The 16,338-nt window shown below is 57.8% G+C and carries 17 protein-coding genes, 1 other RNA gene and 1 riboswitch; of the genes, 10 read left to right on the forward strand and 8 right to left on the reverse strand.

What is annotated here, in order from left to right; all coding sequences use genetic code 11:
* Position 1: 1 nt before the first annotated feature.
* The gene (locus tag ACR0A1_RS16190) at positions 2 to 1,912 is read right to left on the reverse strand and encodes an extracellular solute-binding protein (protein WP_480868360.1); all 1,911 of its coding nucleotides are present in this window, start codon (positions 1,910 to 1,912) and stop codon (positions 2 to 4) included.
* Positions 1,913 to 2,086: 174 nt separating this feature from the next.
* Entirely contained in the window at positions 2,087 to 2,596 is a 510-nt protein-coding gene (locus tag ACR0A1_RS16195; protein WP_170398660.1) for a c-type cytochrome, read from the reverse strand.
* 121 nt (positions 2,597 to 2,717) lie between these two features.
* On the opposite strand from ACR0A1_RS16195, the gene ACR0A1_RS16200 reads away from it, so the two are divergent.
* Positions 2,718 to 3,551, forward strand: coding sequence for a prephenate dehydratase (locus ACR0A1_RS16200; RefSeq protein WP_480616339.1), 834 nt, complete (start codon positions 2,718 to 2,720; stop codon positions 3,549 to 3,551).
* A 116-nt stretch (positions 3,552 to 3,667) separates the two neighbouring features.
* Here ACR0A1_RS16200 and ACR0A1_RS16205 read toward each other — a convergent pair whose 3' ends face one another.
* From ACR0A1_RS16205 to nudC, 3 genes are read right to left on the reverse strand one after another with little or no spacing between them, the layout of a single operon-like run.
* The gene (locus ACR0A1_RS16205; protein WP_170406540.1) at positions 3,668 to 4,165 is read right to left on the reverse strand and encodes a GNAT family N-acetyltransferase; all 498 of its coding nucleotides are present in this window, start codon (positions 4,163 to 4,165) and stop codon (positions 3,668 to 3,670) included.
* Between the two features lie 14 nt (positions 4,166 to 4,179).
* On the reverse strand, positions 4,180 to 4,647 hold the full coding sequence (locus tag ACR0A1_RS16210) for an SRPBCC family protein (RefSeq protein WP_170398669.1): 468 nt from the start codon (positions 4,645 to 4,647) through the stop codon (positions 4,180 to 4,182).
* A gap of 39 nt (positions 4,648 to 4,686) precedes the next feature.
* Positions 4,687 to 5,670, reverse strand: a complete 984-nt coding sequence (nudC, locus tag ACR0A1_RS16215; protein ID WP_480868363.1) for an NAD(+) diphosphatase — start codon at positions 5,668 to 5,670, stop codon at positions 4,687 to 4,689.
* 196 nt (positions 5,671 to 5,866) lie between these two features.
* Between nudC and ACR0A1_RS16220 the strand changes: the two genes are divergently transcribed.
* The 3 genes from ACR0A1_RS16220 (at position 5,867) to rsgA (ending at position 9,054) form a co-directional block, all read left to right on the forward strand.
* Positions 5,867 to 7,729, forward strand: a complete 1,863-nt coding sequence (locus ACR0A1_RS16220; protein ID WP_480868365.1) for a bifunctional 2',3'-cyclic-nucleotide 2'-phosphodiesterase/3'-nucleotidase — start codon at positions 5,867 to 5,869, stop codon at positions 7,727 to 7,729.
* Between the two features lie 38 nt (positions 7,730 to 7,767).
* An RNA gene (ffs, locus tag ACR0A1_RS16225) (signal recognition particle sRNA small type) lies at positions 7,768 to 7,866 on the forward strand.
* A 159-nt stretch (positions 7,867 to 8,025) separates the two neighbouring features.
* Positions 8,026 to 9,054 carry a ribosome small subunit-dependent GTPase A gene (gene rsgA / locus ACR0A1_RS16230; RefSeq protein WP_480868367.1) on the forward strand — a complete coding sequence of 343 codons (1,029 nt, stop codon included), beginning with the start codon at positions 8,026 to 8,028 and terminating at the stop codon, positions 9,052 to 9,054.
* 36 nt (positions 9,055 to 9,090) lie between these two features.
* On the opposite strand, the gene ACR0A1_RS16235 is transcribed toward rsgA, so the two are convergent.
* Entirely contained in the window at positions 9,091 to 9,948 is an 858-nt protein-coding gene (locus tag ACR0A1_RS16235) for an alpha/beta hydrolase family protein (RefSeq protein WP_480563111.1), read from the reverse strand.
* Positions 9,949 to 10,069: 121 nt separating this feature from the next.
* Positions 10,070 to 10,290, forward strand: a riboswitch (cobalamin riboswitch).
* 91 nt (positions 10,291 to 10,381) lie between these two features.
* Between ACR0A1_RS16235 and ACR0A1_RS16240 the strand changes: the two genes are divergently transcribed.
* Positions 10,382 to 10,789: a hypothetical protein gene (locus tag ACR0A1_RS16240; protein WP_170562413.1), complete on the forward strand. Its 408-nt coding sequence runs from the start codon at positions 10,382 to 10,384 to the stop codon at positions 10,787 to 10,789.
* A 4-nt stretch (positions 10,790 to 10,793) separates the two neighbouring features.
* Here the strand turns inward: ACR0A1_RS16240 and ACR0A1_RS16245 are convergent, their stop codons facing one another.
* Positions 10,794 to 11,294 (reverse strand): phosphatase domain-containing protein, encoded by a 501-nt coding sequence (locus ACR0A1_RS16245; protein WP_170398687.1) that lies wholly within the window; start codon positions 11,292 to 11,294, stop codon positions 10,794 to 10,796.
* Positions 11,295 to 11,466: 172 nt separating this feature from the next.
* Here ACR0A1_RS16245 and ACR0A1_RS16250 point away from each other — a divergent pair, with 172 nt between their 5' ends.
* From ACR0A1_RS16250 to ACR0A1_RS16270, 5 genes are all read left to right on the forward strand, one after another.
* Positions 11,467 to 13,227, forward strand: coding sequence for a DNA polymerase III subunit gamma/tau (locus ACR0A1_RS16250; RefSeq protein ID WP_480868370.1), 1,761 nt, complete (start codon positions 11,467 to 11,469; stop codon positions 13,225 to 13,227).
* 235 nt (positions 13,228 to 13,462) lie between these two features.
* The gene (locus ACR0A1_RS16255; RefSeq protein WP_170611252.1) at positions 13,463 to 13,807 is read left to right on the forward strand and encodes a YbaB/EbfC family nucleoid-associated protein; all 345 of its coding nucleotides are present in this window, start codon (positions 13,463 to 13,465) and stop codon (positions 13,805 to 13,807) included.
* Between the two features lie 64 nt (positions 13,808 to 13,871).
* Positions 13,872 to 14,465 (forward strand): recombination mediator RecR, encoded by a 594-nt coding sequence (gene recR / locus ACR0A1_RS16260; protein ID WP_170609198.1) that lies wholly within the window; start codon positions 13,872 to 13,874, stop codon positions 14,463 to 14,465.
* A gap of 69 nt (positions 14,466 to 14,534) precedes the next feature.
* Positions 14,535 to 15,116, forward strand: a complete 582-nt coding sequence (locus ACR0A1_RS16265) for a histidine phosphatase family protein (RefSeq protein WP_170398699.1) — start codon at positions 14,535 to 14,537, stop codon at positions 15,114 to 15,116.
* Positions 15,117 to 15,220: 104 nt separating this feature from the next.
* Positions 15,221 to 15,709: a hypothetical protein gene (locus ACR0A1_RS16270; RefSeq protein WP_170406567.1), complete on the forward strand. Its 489-nt coding sequence runs from the start codon at positions 15,221 to 15,223 to the stop codon at positions 15,707 to 15,709.
* Here ACR0A1_RS16270 and ACR0A1_RS16275 read toward each other — a convergent pair.
* Entirely contained in the window at positions 15,706 to 16,335 is a 630-nt protein-coding gene (locus ACR0A1_RS16275; RefSeq protein WP_170732497.1) for a ribonuclease T2, read from the reverse strand. The genes ACR0A1_RS16270 and ACR0A1_RS16275 overlap by 4 nt on opposite strands.
* Positions 16,336 to 16,338 lie beyond the last annotated feature (3 nt).

Below are 16,338 nucleotides of genomic sequence, written 5' to 3' on the forward strand. Positions count from 1 at the left end.
GTTATCGCAGCGCGCCTTTGGCTTTCAGGTCAGCCTCTTTCTCGGGGTTGATCCACCACAGATCGAGATACCCAAGCGAGAATGGAGGCAGGTTTTCAGGGTATTCGTACATGTCGTAATAAGCCGTCCAGTAATCCGCCACATACCCATCGGGAATGACGAAGAACTCATAACGCAAGACACGATCCAACGCCATCAGCGCAGCATCCTGTTCTGCCTGATTTGTCGTGTCGAATGACGCTTCGATCACAGCGTCAACAAGCGGGCTGGCAAGACCGGCAGGGTTGAACAAGCTAAACGCGGCTTCTTCCGAACCGTACATCTGACTGAGACCACCACCGGTCGACAGGAACGAGCCATAGCGGTTCGAATATACCATATCATAATCACGCTCACGCCGCCGCAGGGTGAATTGAGAAGGATCTACTTTCTCGGCCGAAGCATCCACACCGATCGACTGCAGGTTCTGCACATAGGTCTCGATCATGGTGGCGGTCGAGGTTGGAATGCTCGACGCATACGGAATATTGACCTTCAGCGTCTGCCCATCGGCATTGCGTCGCAGATTGCCGTCGCCGACGGGCCAACCAGCCTCGTCCAGCAGTTTCGAGGCTTGCCGCAAATTGCGACGGTCGTTCAACCGAGCTGGATTGGATTCGTGGACGACAAGCGCAGGCTCGCTGAACACCTCGGCCGGAACCACGTCACCCAGCGTTTCCAGAAACGCCAGTTCGGCACCCTCTGGCACGCCTGTCGCTTCAAGATGTGTCCCCTGCACAAATGAACTGCGCGGTGCGTTCAGACCGAACATCAGCGATTCATTTGCCCATTCGAAATTGAACGCCAGCGCCAGCGCTTTACGCACATTCTTGTCGGCAAATTGAGGCTTGCCCAGATTGAAAACGAAACCCGACGGCGTCGGTGGGCTACCATCCACGATCTCGTCCTGCACGACAAACCCTTCGCTGAGTTTCGGGAAATCGTAACTAGAGGCCCAGAGCTTGGGGTCATTTTCGATACGCATCGTGTATTCGCCCGCCTTGAACCCTTCGAAGGCGGCGGTTTGATCCGCGAAATACTCGATCCGGATAGTGTCGTAATTGTTGCGGCCTATGTTGATCGGCAGATCCTTGCCCCAATAATCGTCGCGACGCTTGTAGACTATACGACGGTTGATGTCATAGCTGTCCAGTTTGTAAGGACCTGAACCAACGGCGACCTCCAGCCGCGGTTCGTCCAGACGACGGCTTTCATCAGCCTCGAACCAGGCTTTTGAAAATACCGGGGTCGACCCGACGGTTTCGATCAACCCGCGCCGGGTGACATCCGGACTAAAAGTAAATTTTACAGTGTGGTCATCCAGAGCTTCAGCCCCTGTAACCATGCGCCCGACGGCTTGCGCATAAGACGGCAAACCCTGCTCAATGAACAACCGATGACTATAGACGACGTCTTCGGCAGTCACCGGGGTGCCATCCCAGAACATAGCTTCGGGGCGCAGATTGAAGATCACATAATTGCGCCCTTCGTCATATTCCATACTTTCCGCAACAACCCCATAATACTGCCCGACACTGTCCGCGGTACTTTCGATCAGCGGGTCATATTGAAGCGTAGTCAAAGCGCCTGCCCGCCCCTTGCGCGAATAAGGGTTCAGGGAATCAAACGTACCTGAGCCCGATAAAGACAGCTCTCCGCCCTTTGGTGCGTCTGGGTTGACGTAGTTCAAGTACGGATAGTCGGCCGGATAATCCAGATTTCCGAAATAGGAATACCCGTGGCTGCGCGTGACGCCCTCTTCATTGGCACGGGCAGGATCGCTGCTGCCCAGAACCAGTGTCGCCGAAATCCCAAAAGCCGCAGCCCAAGCGTGAATTCCGGTAAAGCGCATCTGGGGCAGAAGGGGTTTCATCAGGCTCGTCCTCTGAATTTCTGTCATCTTCATTGTCGTGCCCGCCAGCTAAAGGTCCAGCACTGTCAGTTGCAAGTTTAGAATGCGTGAACGCTTTGTGAAGTTCTTCTCAGACAAAAAATAAAGCCGCTGCGCAAGGCAGCGGCTTAAAATCCTGCAAATCTGATCAACAGATCAGTTGCCGATGGTCTGCAGATACGCAATCAGATCGGCGCGTTCTTGTGGTTTTTTCAGGCCAGCAAAGCTCATCGAAGTGCCCGAGATATAGGCGCTTGGGCGTTCCAGGAACGCGTCCAAGGCTTCGGGCGTCCAGTTGCCACCATGCGCCTGCATCGAGGCCGAATAACCGGTAAAGCCTTTAGCTGAGGCAACCGGGCGATCTACGACACCATAAAGGTAAGGACCTGTACCATTGGCGCCGTCTTCCAGTTTGTGGCAAGCGGTGCACTTGCGGAATACGCGCGCGCCTTTTTCAGGATCGGCTGCAGCCAACATATCTTCAAAGACTACTTCTTCGCCGTCCGCGCTTTCGCCCGAGCTTTCGGTTTCGATAATGTAAGCAGCTTCGGCAAGATGGCTGTCAGAGCTATAGAGGACATCCGCCCCCCATTTTGCCAGAAGCAACACCAGGAAGGTGCCAAACAAGCCGGCTGCGGCTTTGGTAACTGTCATCGTGTCGAACATTTTGATCGCGTGTCCATTTCAGCTGTCTGCGGGGTGTCTAAGGCTTCCCCTGAGAAGACGCAAGGTATAGACACCGCGACTAAACGCCCAATTCAAGAACTTGTTGCACGGAAACGACCAAATGACCAATCGCATAGCATTTCAGGGAGAACCCGGCGCATACAGTCACGAAGCCTGCCGGAACGCGCGACCGGATATGGACGCCCTGCCCTGCCGCACTTTCGAAGATGTGATCGAATCAGTGCGCTCAGGTGAGGCTGATCTGGCCATGCTACCGGTGGAAAATACCACCTATGGTCGTGTGGCCGATATTCACCGCCTGCTTCCGCATAGCGGGCTGCACATCATCGACGAAGCATTTGTGCGCGTGCACATCAACCTGTTGGGCGTACCGGGCGCGACTCTGGAGGATATCACTGAGGCGCATTCCCACCTCGTCTTACTTCCACAATGCGCAGGTTTCCTGAAGCAGCACGGAATTCGTGGCAGGGTCAGCCCCGATAATGCTCGTGCCGCACGCGAGGTCGCCGAGATCGGCGACCAACACTCCGCAGCGTTAGCCAGTGAGCTGGCAGGTGAGATTTACGGCCTCAACGTTTTGGCCCGTCACATTGAGGATCAGGGCGACAACACGACCCGTTTTCTGGTGATGTCTCGTGAGGCCGACGAATCGCGCCGTGGTGATCACGGCATGATCACAAGTTTTGTCTTTCAGGTGCGTAACATCCCGGCAGCGCTGTACAAAGCGATGGGCGGATTTGCCACCAACGGAATCAACATGACCAAGCTGGAAAGCTATATGGTCGACGGGTCCTTCACCGCGACCCAGTTCTATGCCGATATCGTGGGTCATCCAGGCGATCGAAATGTGCAACTGGCGATGGATGAGCTTGAGCATTTTACCACCAACGTAGAGGTCCTCGGCGTTTATCCGGCGGCGCAACCTCGTGGTTAGTGCAGGCAATCGGCTCGCCCCTTCAAAGGAACGGCCTGGATAGGCGGGGCAGCTACGCTTGCAGCTTAGAACGGTAGCTAGAGTCCTTCGGAGCGACATCCTGAAAGTGCGGCGGACTACGGGTTGGTCACTCCGGTCCCCATGCGAAAGACCTTGCATATCGCGCCATCCATCTGCCGGTACTCTCTGAATCCCATCGCCTCATAATAGCCAAGGCCGTCGGAATTATTGGCCCCGATCGTAGCATCGATAGCGGGCAATCCCTGCTGCCTAGCGGCTTGAAGAGAACGTTTGAACAACGCCCGACCGATACCACATCGCGCAGCGGACGGTTTGATATGCGTCCCAATGATGCCCCACCCGACCGCAACGCCATACGGGTTGTTTCGGGTGGCAAGCTTCAACGACTGGAAACCCAATATCTGTCCGTCCGGCGCAACGGCAAGGCTACACTGAATCCGCTCAGGGTCGCAGATGTAATGCGTCAGTGCAAAGGCGCTGTCGGCGGGCTTGGTCCGCTTTCCAGCCGCTACAAGCGCTGTTAGCACACCGGACAAGCCATCCGCATCGGCTTCGACAGCGTCGCGTATGATCGGTCTCGTTAAAGTGCTCATCTACTTCTCGGTTGTCAGACACCATGGAGGTGTCGTTCCTCCATATCGCGCGCGAATTCGCTGAGACGGGTCTGGAACTGCCGCCTGAATCGGGATTGCCCTAACTTCAGGGATTGAAGCAATAGGCGGGCGGGCAGCGTTTTCGCACCCAGCGATGTTTCAACGCGCAGCCGTGTCCGACGTTGGGAAAGCGCCAAAAGCTCGATCACCGTGTCGCCGTTCATTCCCTTGCTGCTGGACTGGAACCGCATCAAGGACGGGCGGTCGCATTCAGTCATCTCGATAATGATATGACGTGGCTTGCCACGTATCTTGAATTCGGTCTCCCAGCTTATTCCGGCCTGCGGCACAACCGACCCCGTGACCCGACGCACATCGACCCCGCGCCGCAAGGCTTTGCGTTCGAAGCGTTCAAAATCCGAGACCATGGTGAAGACCGTCTCGATTGGGACATCGATATCTTCCTGCGCTGAAAACTGCATGTTTGCTTTTCTCTGCCCTAGATTGGGTTCAGTTTCTCGTCAGTCCAACGTGTCTGCAAGCCAGTGTTGCAACAAAAAGTGCGCAATCGCACCTTTTCGGGCAGGCAACAGCTTAGGGTGATCCCCAGCGAAGGCCTGCATCATCTCTGTCCGGGTGACCCAGATCGCATCCTCGATCTCGACCGGATCGATCTGGATATCGCGCGATAACGCCTCGCCTGCGCATCCAAACATCAGGGATGCGGGAAAGGGCCAGGGTTGGCTTGCGAGATAGCTCACCGCACCCACGGGCACGCCCGCCTCTTCCATCACTTCGCGCCGCACAGCGGCTTCCAGCGTTTCACCGGGCTCAACAAAACCAGCCAAAAGCGAATACATGCCTTCAGGCCAGCCCGGAGAGCGCCCCATCAGCACCGAATTGCCATGGGTAATCAACATGATGACCACAGGATCGGTGCGCGGGAAATGCTGGCCGTCGCAGGCCGGGCAACTGCGCTGCCATCCACCCTGAGACATCTCGCTGCGGGCACCACATCGGGCACAGAATTGATGCGTTTCGTGCCAGCCGATCACCGCCTTGGCGGTTGCCGCAATCTCTGCGTCTCGTGGGTTGAGGCGTGTCATGATGCGGCGCAGCTCGGCAAAGACACACCCCTCGGGCAGATCAGGGTGCTGCTGTTCGCTGCGGTCGACAAAATCTCCGACACCGGATAAATCCAGCCCTTCAGCCGCCCAGCCCGAGATGTCCATGGCAAAAAGCGACGATCCATCCTCGGATTTTCCAAGGAAAATCGGTTGCTCGATCACACCGCCCGGGCCCTGTTCGAGAATCTTGTGCGTCATCGGAAGCCGGACGAGCCGGTCCAGTGCCTCACCCTCAACCAACAGTTTGCCGCGCCACAGCAACACACATGTTGCCAAAGGGTCACGATAAACCTGTGCCAGTTTGTCCGCGTCGCCGCGCAGCAAACCCGCCCGATCCAGTGCCGAGCCGCCAAATGTCACCTGTTCTGCGCGTTTCATGCCTGCCGTTCCTGACTGCCGCGCAAAGGGCTGCCACGTCTTACCTGATCGTGCAACGGGTATCGACCAAACATTTTTCGACCCTGCCGCGGAATGACCGCAGCATCGCCCCGGAAATTGCATTAAATCGACCCCATGGTGAAAACGTTGGCACACTGACAGCTAGAAGTTGAAGATATTGAAATCAAAGCATTTAATGCGACAACCAAGAGATGCAGATGATGGCGCACGGATTCGAATCCTTGCTACATCCGATCTACACATGCACCTAACGTCATATGATTACTATTCGGATCGCCCCGAACCCGCGATTGGTTTGACCCGTACCGCCAACCTGATTCACGAGGCGCGTAGACAGGCTGAACGCGATGACGCCCTTGTGCTGTTGTTTGACAATGGTGATAGCCTGCAGGGAACGCCATTTGGCAACTGGGCAGCTGAAAACGTGCCAGACGCCCATCCCCTGCCACGCGCGTTCAACACGTTGAACTATGACGCGATCGGATTGGGCAATCACGATTTCGGGTTTGGGCTGGAACTCGTCAATCGCATCGCTCGCCAAACCGCCTGCCCAATGATTTGCAGCAATATGCAAACCACTCAGACCGAACAAGGTTGGGATGCACACACGATTCTGCATCGGGTTGTCAGACTAAATGGACAGGACACCGCAATCCGCATCGGGGTTCTTTCTGTTTTGCCCACTCAAACCGCACAGTGGGAAGCACATCTGCTAACGGACCGGGTCGTGGTAACAGACATTCTGGCCGCTGCGTGGCGCGCTGCTGAAGATCTCAGCGTGCAAGGTTGCGACCTGATTGTCGCCCTTGCGCATACCGGACTGGGATCGGCAATGGCCGAGCCGGATATGGAAAACGCGATCATCCCGCTGGCCGAGATGCCGCTGATTGATGCCGTCGTCGCAGGCCACACCCATCTGACACTGCCCGGAAAGGCGCATGATGGTTATCCATTCGTCGACAGTACGCGGGGGTTTGTGCATGGAACGCCGGTTGTCATGCAGGGTTGGGCCGGGTCTCATCTTGGGATCATTGATCTGACACTGCAAAAAGATACCACCGGCGATTGGCGCATTACAGGCAGCCATGTCGAAGCGCGGGCAATCGCTCAATCGGGCACAGAAATACCCGAATGCCAAAGGATCACAGAGCTGTTTGCGACCGGCCACGCTGCGACGCGCAAAAGGGTGACCAGGCCAGTGGGCACAATCCCACACACGCTGCACAGCTACTTCACATATTGCGTACCGGATCGCGGTCTGGCCTTGGTTGCGGCGGCTCAGGCCGCTGCCCTACGCCCGCATTTGGTCGATACCGACTGGGCAGATTTGCATATCATATCGTCAGCCGCCCCGGCAAAGTTCGGCGGGCGCGCAGGAAGCAAGTACTACACGGATATCCCCTCAGGCGAGATTTCAGTTCGACATATCGCCGATCTCAGTGTCTTTCCTAATGAATTGCGCGCGGTGCTGGCCTCAGGTTCTCAGATTCGGGACTGGCTTGAGATGTCAGCCGGGCTGTTCCATCAACTTGGCTCAGACGCCCCGATCGATCTTGCCGATCCTCAGCGCACGGGCTTCAACTTCGATGTCCTGCATGGCGTCACCTACCAGATCGATCTTTCGCAACCGGCGCGGTTCGATACGCTCGGTCGAGTGATTGATCCGGCATTTTCCCGCATACGCAACCTGGAATTCGATGGGCAGCCGATTGCGCCTGACCAGAGTTTCCTTGTCGCCACCAATAACTACCGCGCCAATGGCGGTGGTCATTTTCCAATTGCGCGACAAGCCCGTATGATTGACCTGCCTCAGATCAGCATACAGGATATTCTATGCAAATACGTCGCGGGCACATTGCCCGCCGACCCACTCGCGCATGCACCGCGCCCCTTTTCTTTTGTACCAAACCAAAGGCAGGGCGCGATCCTGACAACGGGGCCGCGCGCGCTACACCATGTTGCAGAACTTGCTGAGTATCATCCACGCATTCTGCCCGACGATGCGGATGGTTTCATGCGTATTCATCTGACCTTCTGACGGGTTGCCATTTTCAGGGGATGCACCTATATCGGCTTTGAGAGGTTGGCGCGGGCGAGCGCCTCGCCAACCTGGTCAGGTCCGGAAGGAAGCAGCCACAACGAGCCCCGCTTGGGTCGATGTCCAACCTCTCACTTAGAACCTATCAGCCGCAGGAGGGCGTTTATGATTGTAACAAAAACCCTTCGGGCAGACCGGTTCTGATCCTTTCCGATCAACTGATTGCCTGAACACGTCGCCGGCGGATGCGCGATTGCCATTCGACGGGATTGCTGTTTCTGATCACAGGCAGACCAATGTTACTTTCCTTTTCGGACCTCGGATGGTCCTCTCATTTCGCGGCTCAGCATACGGCTGATCCGTCACTTCTTCCGTATCGCATCTCGGCCGTACACCGGGATCGACTGATCGGGCTGAGCCCTGAAGGTGAATCGCCTTTGTTATCTCTGGATCAATCAACCGGCGCATATGCCGTTGGGGATTGGGTTCTGGCGGATGAAAACAAACGCATACGCCGCGTGCTGGACCGGCGCAGCCTGCTGCAGCGCCGGGCCGCAGGTACAGGGGCAGCGGCGCAGCTGATCGCTGCAAATGTTGATGTGCTGTTCATCGTCAGTTCCTGCAACGCCGATTTCAATCTGCCACGATTGGAGCGGTATCTTGCGCTGGCGCATCAGGCAGGCTGCTATCCGGTGGTCGTTCTGACCAAGTCGGACATGTGCGATGATCCGAGCCTTTATGTAGATCAGGCCCAATCGCTCGCCCCGTTTCTGACGATACTTGCGGTCAACGCGCTGGATCACGGCGATCTCGAACAAGTTCTGTCGTGGTGTCCGAAAGGACAAACCAGCACCTTGCTTGGATCATCCGGCGTTGGGAAAACGACGCTCGCCAACGGGATGACGGGGCAGGATCAGGCCACCGCAGGTATCCGTGAAGATGATGCGCGCGGCAGGCACACAACAACTGCACGCGCCTTGCATCGCATGCGCAATGGCGGCTGGCTGATCGATACGCCCGGCATGCGCGCGTTGCGTCTGCTGGATGCGCAGGAGGGGTTGGATGAGGTATTTTCGGACATCTCAGACCTCAGCCTGGATTGCCGCTTCTCGGATTGTCAGCACGAGACCGAGCCCGAATGTGCGGTGCAGGCGGCAATCGACGCTGGTACGCTTGATCCCGCGCGGCTGGACCGCTGGCGCAAGCTGCGGCGCGAAGACCAACACAATTCCGCTTCGGTGGCGCAGGCCCGCGCCCGCGACAAGGCGTTCGGCAAGATGGTGCGCAGCGTGATGCACGAGAAAAAATCCCGTAAAGGGCTATAACGAAGCTGGGCACCGACCTACCGGTGCCCAGCGCTATCAGGCGATCAGTCTAGGCCAGACTGCCGCATTCCGTCTTGCGAATGCACCGATATGGCCGATCTTGGACACTCCGAATTCGCTTGGTGCAAGCAGATGGCGCCCGGCTTTGGGTCCATAGAGATCGGCAAGACGCCAGACAGCATCCGGCGGCACCATTTCATCATCTGCGAAGGTAAACAGATCGACACGTTTGCCCAAGTCTTTCCAGCGGGCGGCGGGCAGTGTCGTGCCGATCTCTGGCACATAGCTTTTGGGGGCGGTGCACCATTTGCGCCATTGCCAATAGACTTGGGCAGGCAGGTCCGATCCAAACCCGACCAACCGCCCGGGCAGGTAGCCAAGCGCCTTGACCACCAGCGGCGCGTGACCATACCAGAACAACGCCGCCAAAGCGCGATAAGGCCAAGGGTGATCCGCCAGCGTTACCAGACCCGAACAGACACAGATCATCCTGTCGATCTGATCGATATCGGGTTGGATCGGGCCAAACATTCCGCCCAAGGAATGACCGATGCTCCATAGCTTGGCCTGCGGAAACCGTCGGCGCATCTCGGCCCGGGCGGATGGAATGTCGATCAACGCCCAATCGGCCATGGTGACATTTGACCGCTTTTGCGAACCCACCAAAGAGTGACCAAAATCCCGGTAATCGTAAGTCAGGCAGGCCATGCCCTGTTCTTCGGCGAGCCATCGGGCGAAGTACTGATAGTAATCCCTCGGCACCCCAGTCGCACCGTTTATGACGACCACCTTTTCGGGGTCGGCAACCGGACGGTAAAGCCGCGCCGACAACATTGCCGGGCCGGACGGGATTTGAAAATCCTCGGTCACAACCGCCTGCTGCGTGTCCAACATGGTGCCCTCCAATACCGACTGAACTGATCAGTTCACCCGAAGCGCCTCAAGTCAAGGTTGACGTGACTGGACCATACGTCACTTGCCTGACGCAATCTTCTTGACTCGGGCACGGCGCAGCCGCTAGCCATGTCGCGATGGTTCTCGCGCCCAATCGGGCCGGGATGAAAAGGGAACACGGTGCGGTTCTGCCCGGATAAATCCGGAAAGAACCTAGTCCGAGACTGCCCCCGCAACTGTAAGCGGAGAGCAATGCCGAGATACCACTGGCCTTGAAGGCTGGGAAGGTCGGCAAAGCGATGACCCGCAAGTCAGGAGACCTGCCATCGGATGTAGAACCGAAACTCGGGCGGGGTGTCCGGGACGGGTTTGATCGTGCTCCGCAACGACCAACCTGTGCCACGCCCGCGCCTTGCGCGCGGAGGGCGCATTGATGATCTGGAAGACCAAAACACACGAATTCGCGGCGACCGTGTGCCAACGTACTGGCGCACCCTGCCCCGCATTGGCACAGATGGCGCGGGCTCTGACGCAGACCATGTCCGCCACAAAACCGGTCACGAAAACTGAGTTTGAGATTGAAGGCACCATAGATCTGTCGCACTGCCCGGAAGGATGCACCGCCCGCTTTCGCGCCCAATGCGACCAGATACGTGTATTCTGCGGAACCGATCCTGAAATCGATACCGGCCGGCTGGATGACTACGCAGACATGATGTTCGGAACCGAGTACCGCAGCCTACCCGCAGACCTGCTAAGGAATCCGCCTTGCGCCATGCTTGAGGCTTCGCTTCTGGTGCAGCACAACGGTGGCGAAATCTCGCCACATGTTGGTGTCTAAGCCGTCAAACGGCTTGAACACGGGCCGGTTCAACGGCCCAAAGCATCTGGGCATTTGTCTCGACTGCGCAAGGACGCACCGTACGCAATCGCTTCAATGCCGCCTCAGGCCGTTCACCGCATTCAACCATCAGACGCAGAACCACCATCCCGGATCGGCCACAGCCACCACGGCAATGCACTAGCACACGGCCACCACCTGACAACGCCTGACGTGCGGTCGCACCAACGCGGGGCCAGCGGTCCAAAATCTCTTTGGGTGGCGTGCCAAAATCTTCGATCGGCAAATGCACCCATCTGCTGGCACGCCCCTGAATATCAGCGCCAAAATTCCGCGCACCATCCTGAATCATCTCGACCTCAGTCGTCATCGAGATCACAAGTCCCGGCTTCCAGTCTGCTATAAGATCGAGGTCTTCGGTATAAGTGCCTCCGCGCCCGGGCATCGATGACAAGGCCAAGGTGCCTCCGCCAACCTGCAACGCATAAACCACCAGTTGCGACATAATCTCCCCCCAAACAAACTTCACCCAACAACATACTGGTCCAGTAAATAGAATAGAGTGGATTTTAGCCGCATACCCACGCATTCCAAAATGAAAATCGTCCCGGCCGGCTGTGGACGCGGGCGGCGGGGGCCTCTACGCTGCGGCGTAACGCGAATCCGACAGAGCAGACATGACCGAGACGCCCAGCCCCGCCTACAAGGTTCTTGCCCGCAAATACCGCCCCGAAACCTTTGCCGATCTAGTCGGTCAGGACGCCATGGTGCGCACTCTGAAAAACGCCTTCGAGGCGGACCGGATCGCGCAGGCCTTCATCATGACCGGCATCCGCGGTACCGGCAAGACGACGACCGCTCGGATCATAGCCAAGGGTATGAACTGCATCGGTCCCGATGGCAGCGGCGGCCCTACCACCGAACCCTGCGGTCAATGTGAACACTGCGTAGCCATCATGGAGGGCCGCCATGTCGATGTGATGGAGATGGACGCCGCCAGCCGCACCGGTGTCAATGACATCCGCGAGATCATCGACAGCGTCCGCTATCGCGCTGCGTCCGCGCGCTACAAGATCTATATCATCGACGAGGTTCACATGCTGTCGACCAGCGCTTTCAACGCGCTGCTCAAGACGCTGGAAGAACCCCCCGAACACGTGAAGTTCATCTTTGCCACCACCGAGATTCGCAAGGTCCCGGTGACCGTCTTGTCCCGTTGCCAGCGCTTTGATCTGCGCCGGATCGAGCCGGAGGATATGATCGGACTGCTTCGCAAAATTGCAGGTGCCGAAGGGGCACAGATTGCCGAGGATGCGTTATCGTTGATCACCCGGGCCGCCGAGGGATCGGCGCGCGATGCGACCTCACTGCTGGATCAGGCGATCTCGCACGGGGCCGGTGAAACCAGCGCGGATCAGGTGCGCGCGATGCTGGGGCTGGCCGATCGGGGCCGGGTGCTGGATCTGATGGATATGATCCTGCGCGGCGATGCTGCAGGCGCGTTGACCGAGCTGAGCGGGCAATATGCCGAAGGGGCTGATCCGCTCGCCGTCTTACGCGATCTGGCTGAAATCACGCATTGGGTTTCGGTGGTCAAGATCACCCCGGATGCCGCCGAAGATCCCACCGTTTCCCCCGACGAACGCGCCCGAGGTCAACAAATGGCCGAGGCTCTGCCCATGCGAGTCCTTACACGCATGTGGCAAATGCTGCTGAAAGCGCTCGAGGAAGTTTCCGCCGCACCCAACGCAATGATGGCTGCGGAAATGGCCGTGATCCGCCTGACCCATGTGGCCGACTTGCCTAGCCCGGAGGAGCTGATCAAGCGTCTGCAAGATACGCCTCCGCCGCCCAATGGTGGCCCCGGCAAGGGAATCGGTGCGCCGGGACATGCTCCTGCCGCGCCACAGGCTGTGGCCCGATCGGCCTATGCCGCATCGGGAATCGGCGGCAACGCAGGCGGGCCAACGGCCGCGCTGGCCCAGGATGTGCAGGCAGCGCTGGCACGCTATCCAACATTTGAACATGTGGTCGAACTGATCCGAGCCAACCGGGATGTGAAGTTGTTGGTCGAGGTCGAAAACGGCGTGCGTCTGGTATCCTACCAACCGGGCAGGATCGAGTTCGCCCCAACCGACAACGCCCCGACCGACCTGTCACAACGATTGGGCGCGTCGCTGCAGCGTTGGACGGGCAACCGGTGGGCCGTTTCTATTGTCGCTGAGGGCAACGCACCGACCATTGCCGAGGTACGGGACGCTGCAGACTTGGCACTGAAGGCCGAGGCTGAACAGCATCCTCTGGTGCAAGCAGTGCTGACTCATTTCCCGAAAGCGCGGATCAAGAGCATCGAAACCGCAGAACAACGCGCCGCTCAAGTCGAAACCGAAGCCCTGCCCGAGGTCGAAGACGAATGGGACCCGTTTGAAGAGGACTGACTTTCGAGCATAAGCGCACCTCAACCAAATGCTCCCGCACCCGCCACGGGCCATCGGCTGACGCCGATACCCCTGAGCGGCTTTGGGCCCGGGAGCGCGCCTTGCGCGCTGCCGGGGCCAACGGGAGGAAAGGGCTTGCCAAAGACCTTGACGACGGGCGGGAGTATCCTGACCTCTTGTGCCGCGCGGTTACGCTTCGTATCTAGGCCACAAATCGAGTGACAGGAGATTACCGATGCTAAAAGGTTTAGGCGGCCTGGGTGACATGGCCAAGATGATGAAATCCGCGCAGGATCTGCAGACCAAGATGACTGACATGCAGGAAGAGCTGAATACCATTATGGTTGTCGGCGAATCCGGTGCCGGGCTGGTCAAGGCCACCGCGACCGCCAAGGGCGAATTGAAAGGTCTGGATATCGAGCCGTCGATCTTTAACGGTGACGATAAGGAAGTAGTCGAAGACCTCATCCTCGCCGCGATCAAGGACGCCCAAACCAAGGCGCAGGAACGTTCGCAGGCAGAAATGGCCAAGCTGACCGAAAGCATGGGCCTGCCCGCAGACATCAAGCTGCCGTTCTGATACACCCTCCTGACGGATCTATGGCCGGGGCGTGTTTCTCTGGCCCAATTGCGAGGGTCTCACGGTGAGTTCGAACAGTGACATCGACAATCTGATCGACCTGATGGCCAAGCTGCCCGGTCTCGGCCCCCGCTCGGCCCGCCGCGCAGTCCTGCACCTGATCCGTAAACGCGCCCTGCTGCTAACGCCGCTTTCTGACGCCATGCAGCAGGTGGCCGTCACCGCCCGTGAATGTCTGAACTGCGGCAATGTGGGCACCACCGATATCTGCGACATCTGCAATGATGAGGCCCGCGCAACCGGAGAACTGTGCGTAGTCGAAGACGTCGCAGATCTTTGGGCGATGGAGCGCGCCGGGGTCTTCAAGGGCCGCTATCACGTTCTGGGCGGCACGTTGTCGGCTTTGGACGGAGTCGGCCCGGATGAATTGCGCATCCCCCGGTTGAAGGACCGGGTTGTGGCCGAGGGTATCACCGAGATCATCCTCGCCCTGAACGCCACCGTCGATGGTCAGACCACCGCCCACTACATCGCGGATCAGTTGGAGGGGCAGGTGCGCCTGACCTCGCTGGCACAAGGTGTGCCGATTGGGGGCGAGTTGGACTATCTGGATGATGGGACGATTACGGCGGCTTTGCGGGCGAGGAAGGAAATCTGACAAAGTGTGTTCGGCATGCACTGTCAATCTACACTAGAAATTAGCTTGTGGGTAATTCAGGAAACCGCATTGACCAAGTACCCCGATCTTTTTGTCCTAAGACATGGCGAAACCGAGTGGAATACCTTGGGCAAGTTTCAAGGCCGCAAGAACTCTCCGCTAACGGAAACCGGTATCTATCAGGCGCGGCAGCAGCGGGAGATACTTGGCCGTATCCCCAACCACCCTAAACGCGTGTTCGTCAGCCCGCAGGAGCGGGCGCAACACACCGCAAGGCTGGCGATTGCACCCCAGTTTGATTTCGCAAACGATGACCGGTTAACGGAAATCGCATTTGGCCAATGGGAAGGCGCGACGCGGGAATTCATTCGGACTCAAATCGATTGCCCATACGAGTCCTATCATTGGTATTTTCGCAGCCCGGATGGCGAAAGCTTTGACGAGATCTATGAGAGGGTACAATCGTTCTTAGACGAGCAAGACGAATCCGCAATCGTGGTGACGCACGGGGTTACGTCACTGATATTGCGCGGGATTTGGCTGGGCCTTGGCATCAACGATCTGTTAAAACTTCCCAGGACCCAAGGATGTGTTTTTCGCCTGTCAAACGGCACCGAGACGATCTTGACCAAGACGGGTAGTTTGCAATGATCTTGGCGGATAAGTGTTTTTGGTGTCCTTTAGATTCAAATCTCAAATTAGCTTGAAAAACGAACAGAGTTAAATTCCACTGAGCGAAAGACTTGGAGCACATAATGACCCGCCTTCTCGCACTCACCTTAGCCGCCTTCGCCGCCACTGCCGCCCTGTCGCAGGAACTTATCGACAAAGGTTTTGTCGAAGGCTGGAACATCATGATGGACCCCAATCTTGGCAATGGGTGCCTGATACAAACCGTGTATCAGGACCTCTCGGTGGTGCGGCTAGGCTATGACGCGTTGGATAATCGCGGGTATTTCACAGTTTACAACAAGGCTTGGGGCGACATTAAACCGGGGGAACAATACCCAATCCGGTTTGAGCTGGACGGCAAGAGCTTTGATGCCACCGCCATCGGGTTCAAGCAGGATCGCGTACCCGGCGCGACGGTGTTCTTTACGGACCGGAGTTTCGTCACCTCGATTGCGCAGAACAAGACCATGACCGTCTATAATCCGGAAGGCCAGACCGTCATGGCGATTGATCTGAAAGGCACCGCCAAAGCGCTGGATTATGCGCGCGACTGCCAGAACAAAAAGCTCTAACGAATCGGATCAAACACCGCGTCTTTAGCGGTGCAATCACGGATCACGTCGCGGCCACAGGGCACCGGGTCAAGATCGCGGGACAAGCACAGGCGGACTTCTTCGATATAGCCTTGCTTACAGGTGATGGTGATCATGTCAGGCTCGAGCGTGGGATTGGCTTTGAGAAAGGCCTCTTCCACCACCGAAGCGGGCAGTTTGACCGTCGCGTCCAGCTTGCGGAACACCTCGGGGCGCGCAACTCCTGCATAAGCCTGCCGTGACAGGGCGAAATAGTCGGGTGCACTGAGGCCCGAACAGGTGCCGTGCTTTTTCCATTGATGCCAGGCCAACCCGGATGAGCCCTGAATATCCTCCATTTCCCGCGTCATGCGGCGTGTGGGTGGCGCTTCGGACGTACGACAATACGAAGGCCAGCCCTGATGGAATTGCGGCCAGAGCCCATGCAATATCCACCCATGATCGTGTCGCGTGTCGCACTGATCCGAGCCGCGCGCATCGCCTTCGCGGGCGCACCAATTGGGCGACCAGCTGAGCGACAGGACGTAGTAGTCAAAATCGCCCGCCTTTTCGCCCTCGGCCATCGCAGCCATGGCACTTAGCACCCACAAAATCGCCCAGCGCATTCG

It is taken from the genome of Ruegeria sp. D6, from assembly GCF_056534365.1.

Bases quoted from the DNA above. Each gene is read 5' to 3' on its own strand.
- ACR0A1_RS16190 (WP_480868360.1), bottom strand. From the start codon at position 1,912: ATGAAACCCCTTCTGCCCCAGATGCGCTTTACCGGAATTCACGCTTGG.
- ACR0A1_RS16195 (WP_170398660.1), bottom strand. From the start codon at position 2,596: ATGTTCGACACGATGACAGTTACCAAAGCCGCAGCCGGCTTGTTTGGC.
- ACR0A1_RS16200 (WP_480616339.1), top strand. From the start codon at position 2,718: ATGACCAATCGCATAGCATTTCAGGGAGAACCCGGCGCATACAGTCAC.
- ACR0A1_RS16205 (WP_170406540.1), bottom strand. From the start codon at position 4,165: ATGAGCACTTTAACGAGACCGATCATACGCGACGCTGTCGAAGCCGAT.
- ACR0A1_RS16210 (WP_170398669.1), bottom strand. From the start codon at position 4,647: ATGCAGTTTTCAGCGCAGGAAGATATCGATGTCCCAATCGAGACGGTC.
- nudC (WP_480868363.1), bottom strand. From the start codon at position 5,670: ATGAAACGCGCAGAACAGGTGACATTTGGCGGCTCGGCACTGGATCGG.
- ACR0A1_RS16220 (WP_480868365.1), top strand. From the start codon at position 5,867: ATGCGACAACCAAGAGATGCAGATGATGGCGCACGGATTCGAATCCTT.
- rsgA (WP_480868367.1), top strand. From the start codon at position 8,026: ATGTTACTTTCCTTTTCGGACCTCGGATGGTCCTCTCATTTCGCGGCT.
- ACR0A1_RS16235 (WP_480563111.1), bottom strand. From the start codon at position 9,948: ATGTTGGACACGCAGCAGGCGGTTGTGACCGAGGATTTTCAAATCCCG.
- ACR0A1_RS16240 (WP_170562413.1), top strand. From the start codon at position 10,382: ATGATCTGGAAGACCAAAACACACGAATTCGCGGCGACCGTGTGCCAA.
- ACR0A1_RS16245 (WP_170398687.1), bottom strand. From the start codon at position 11,294: ATGTCGCAACTGGTGGTTTATGCGTTGCAGGTTGGCGGAGGCACCTTG.
- ACR0A1_RS16250 (WP_480868370.1), top strand. From the start codon at position 11,467: ATGACCGAGACGCCCAGCCCCGCCTACAAGGTTCTTGCCCGCAAATAC.
- ACR0A1_RS16255 (WP_170611252.1), top strand. From the start codon at position 13,463: ATGCTAAAAGGTTTAGGCGGCCTGGGTGACATGGCCAAGATGATGAAA.
- ACR0A1_RS16270 (WP_170406567.1), top strand. From the start codon at position 15,221: ATGACCCGCCTTCTCGCACTCACCTTAGCCGCCTTCGCCGCCACTGCC.
- ACR0A1_RS16275 (WP_170732497.1), bottom strand. From the start codon at position 16,335: ATGCGCTGGGCGATTTTGTGGGTGCTAAGTGCCATGGCTGCGATGGCC.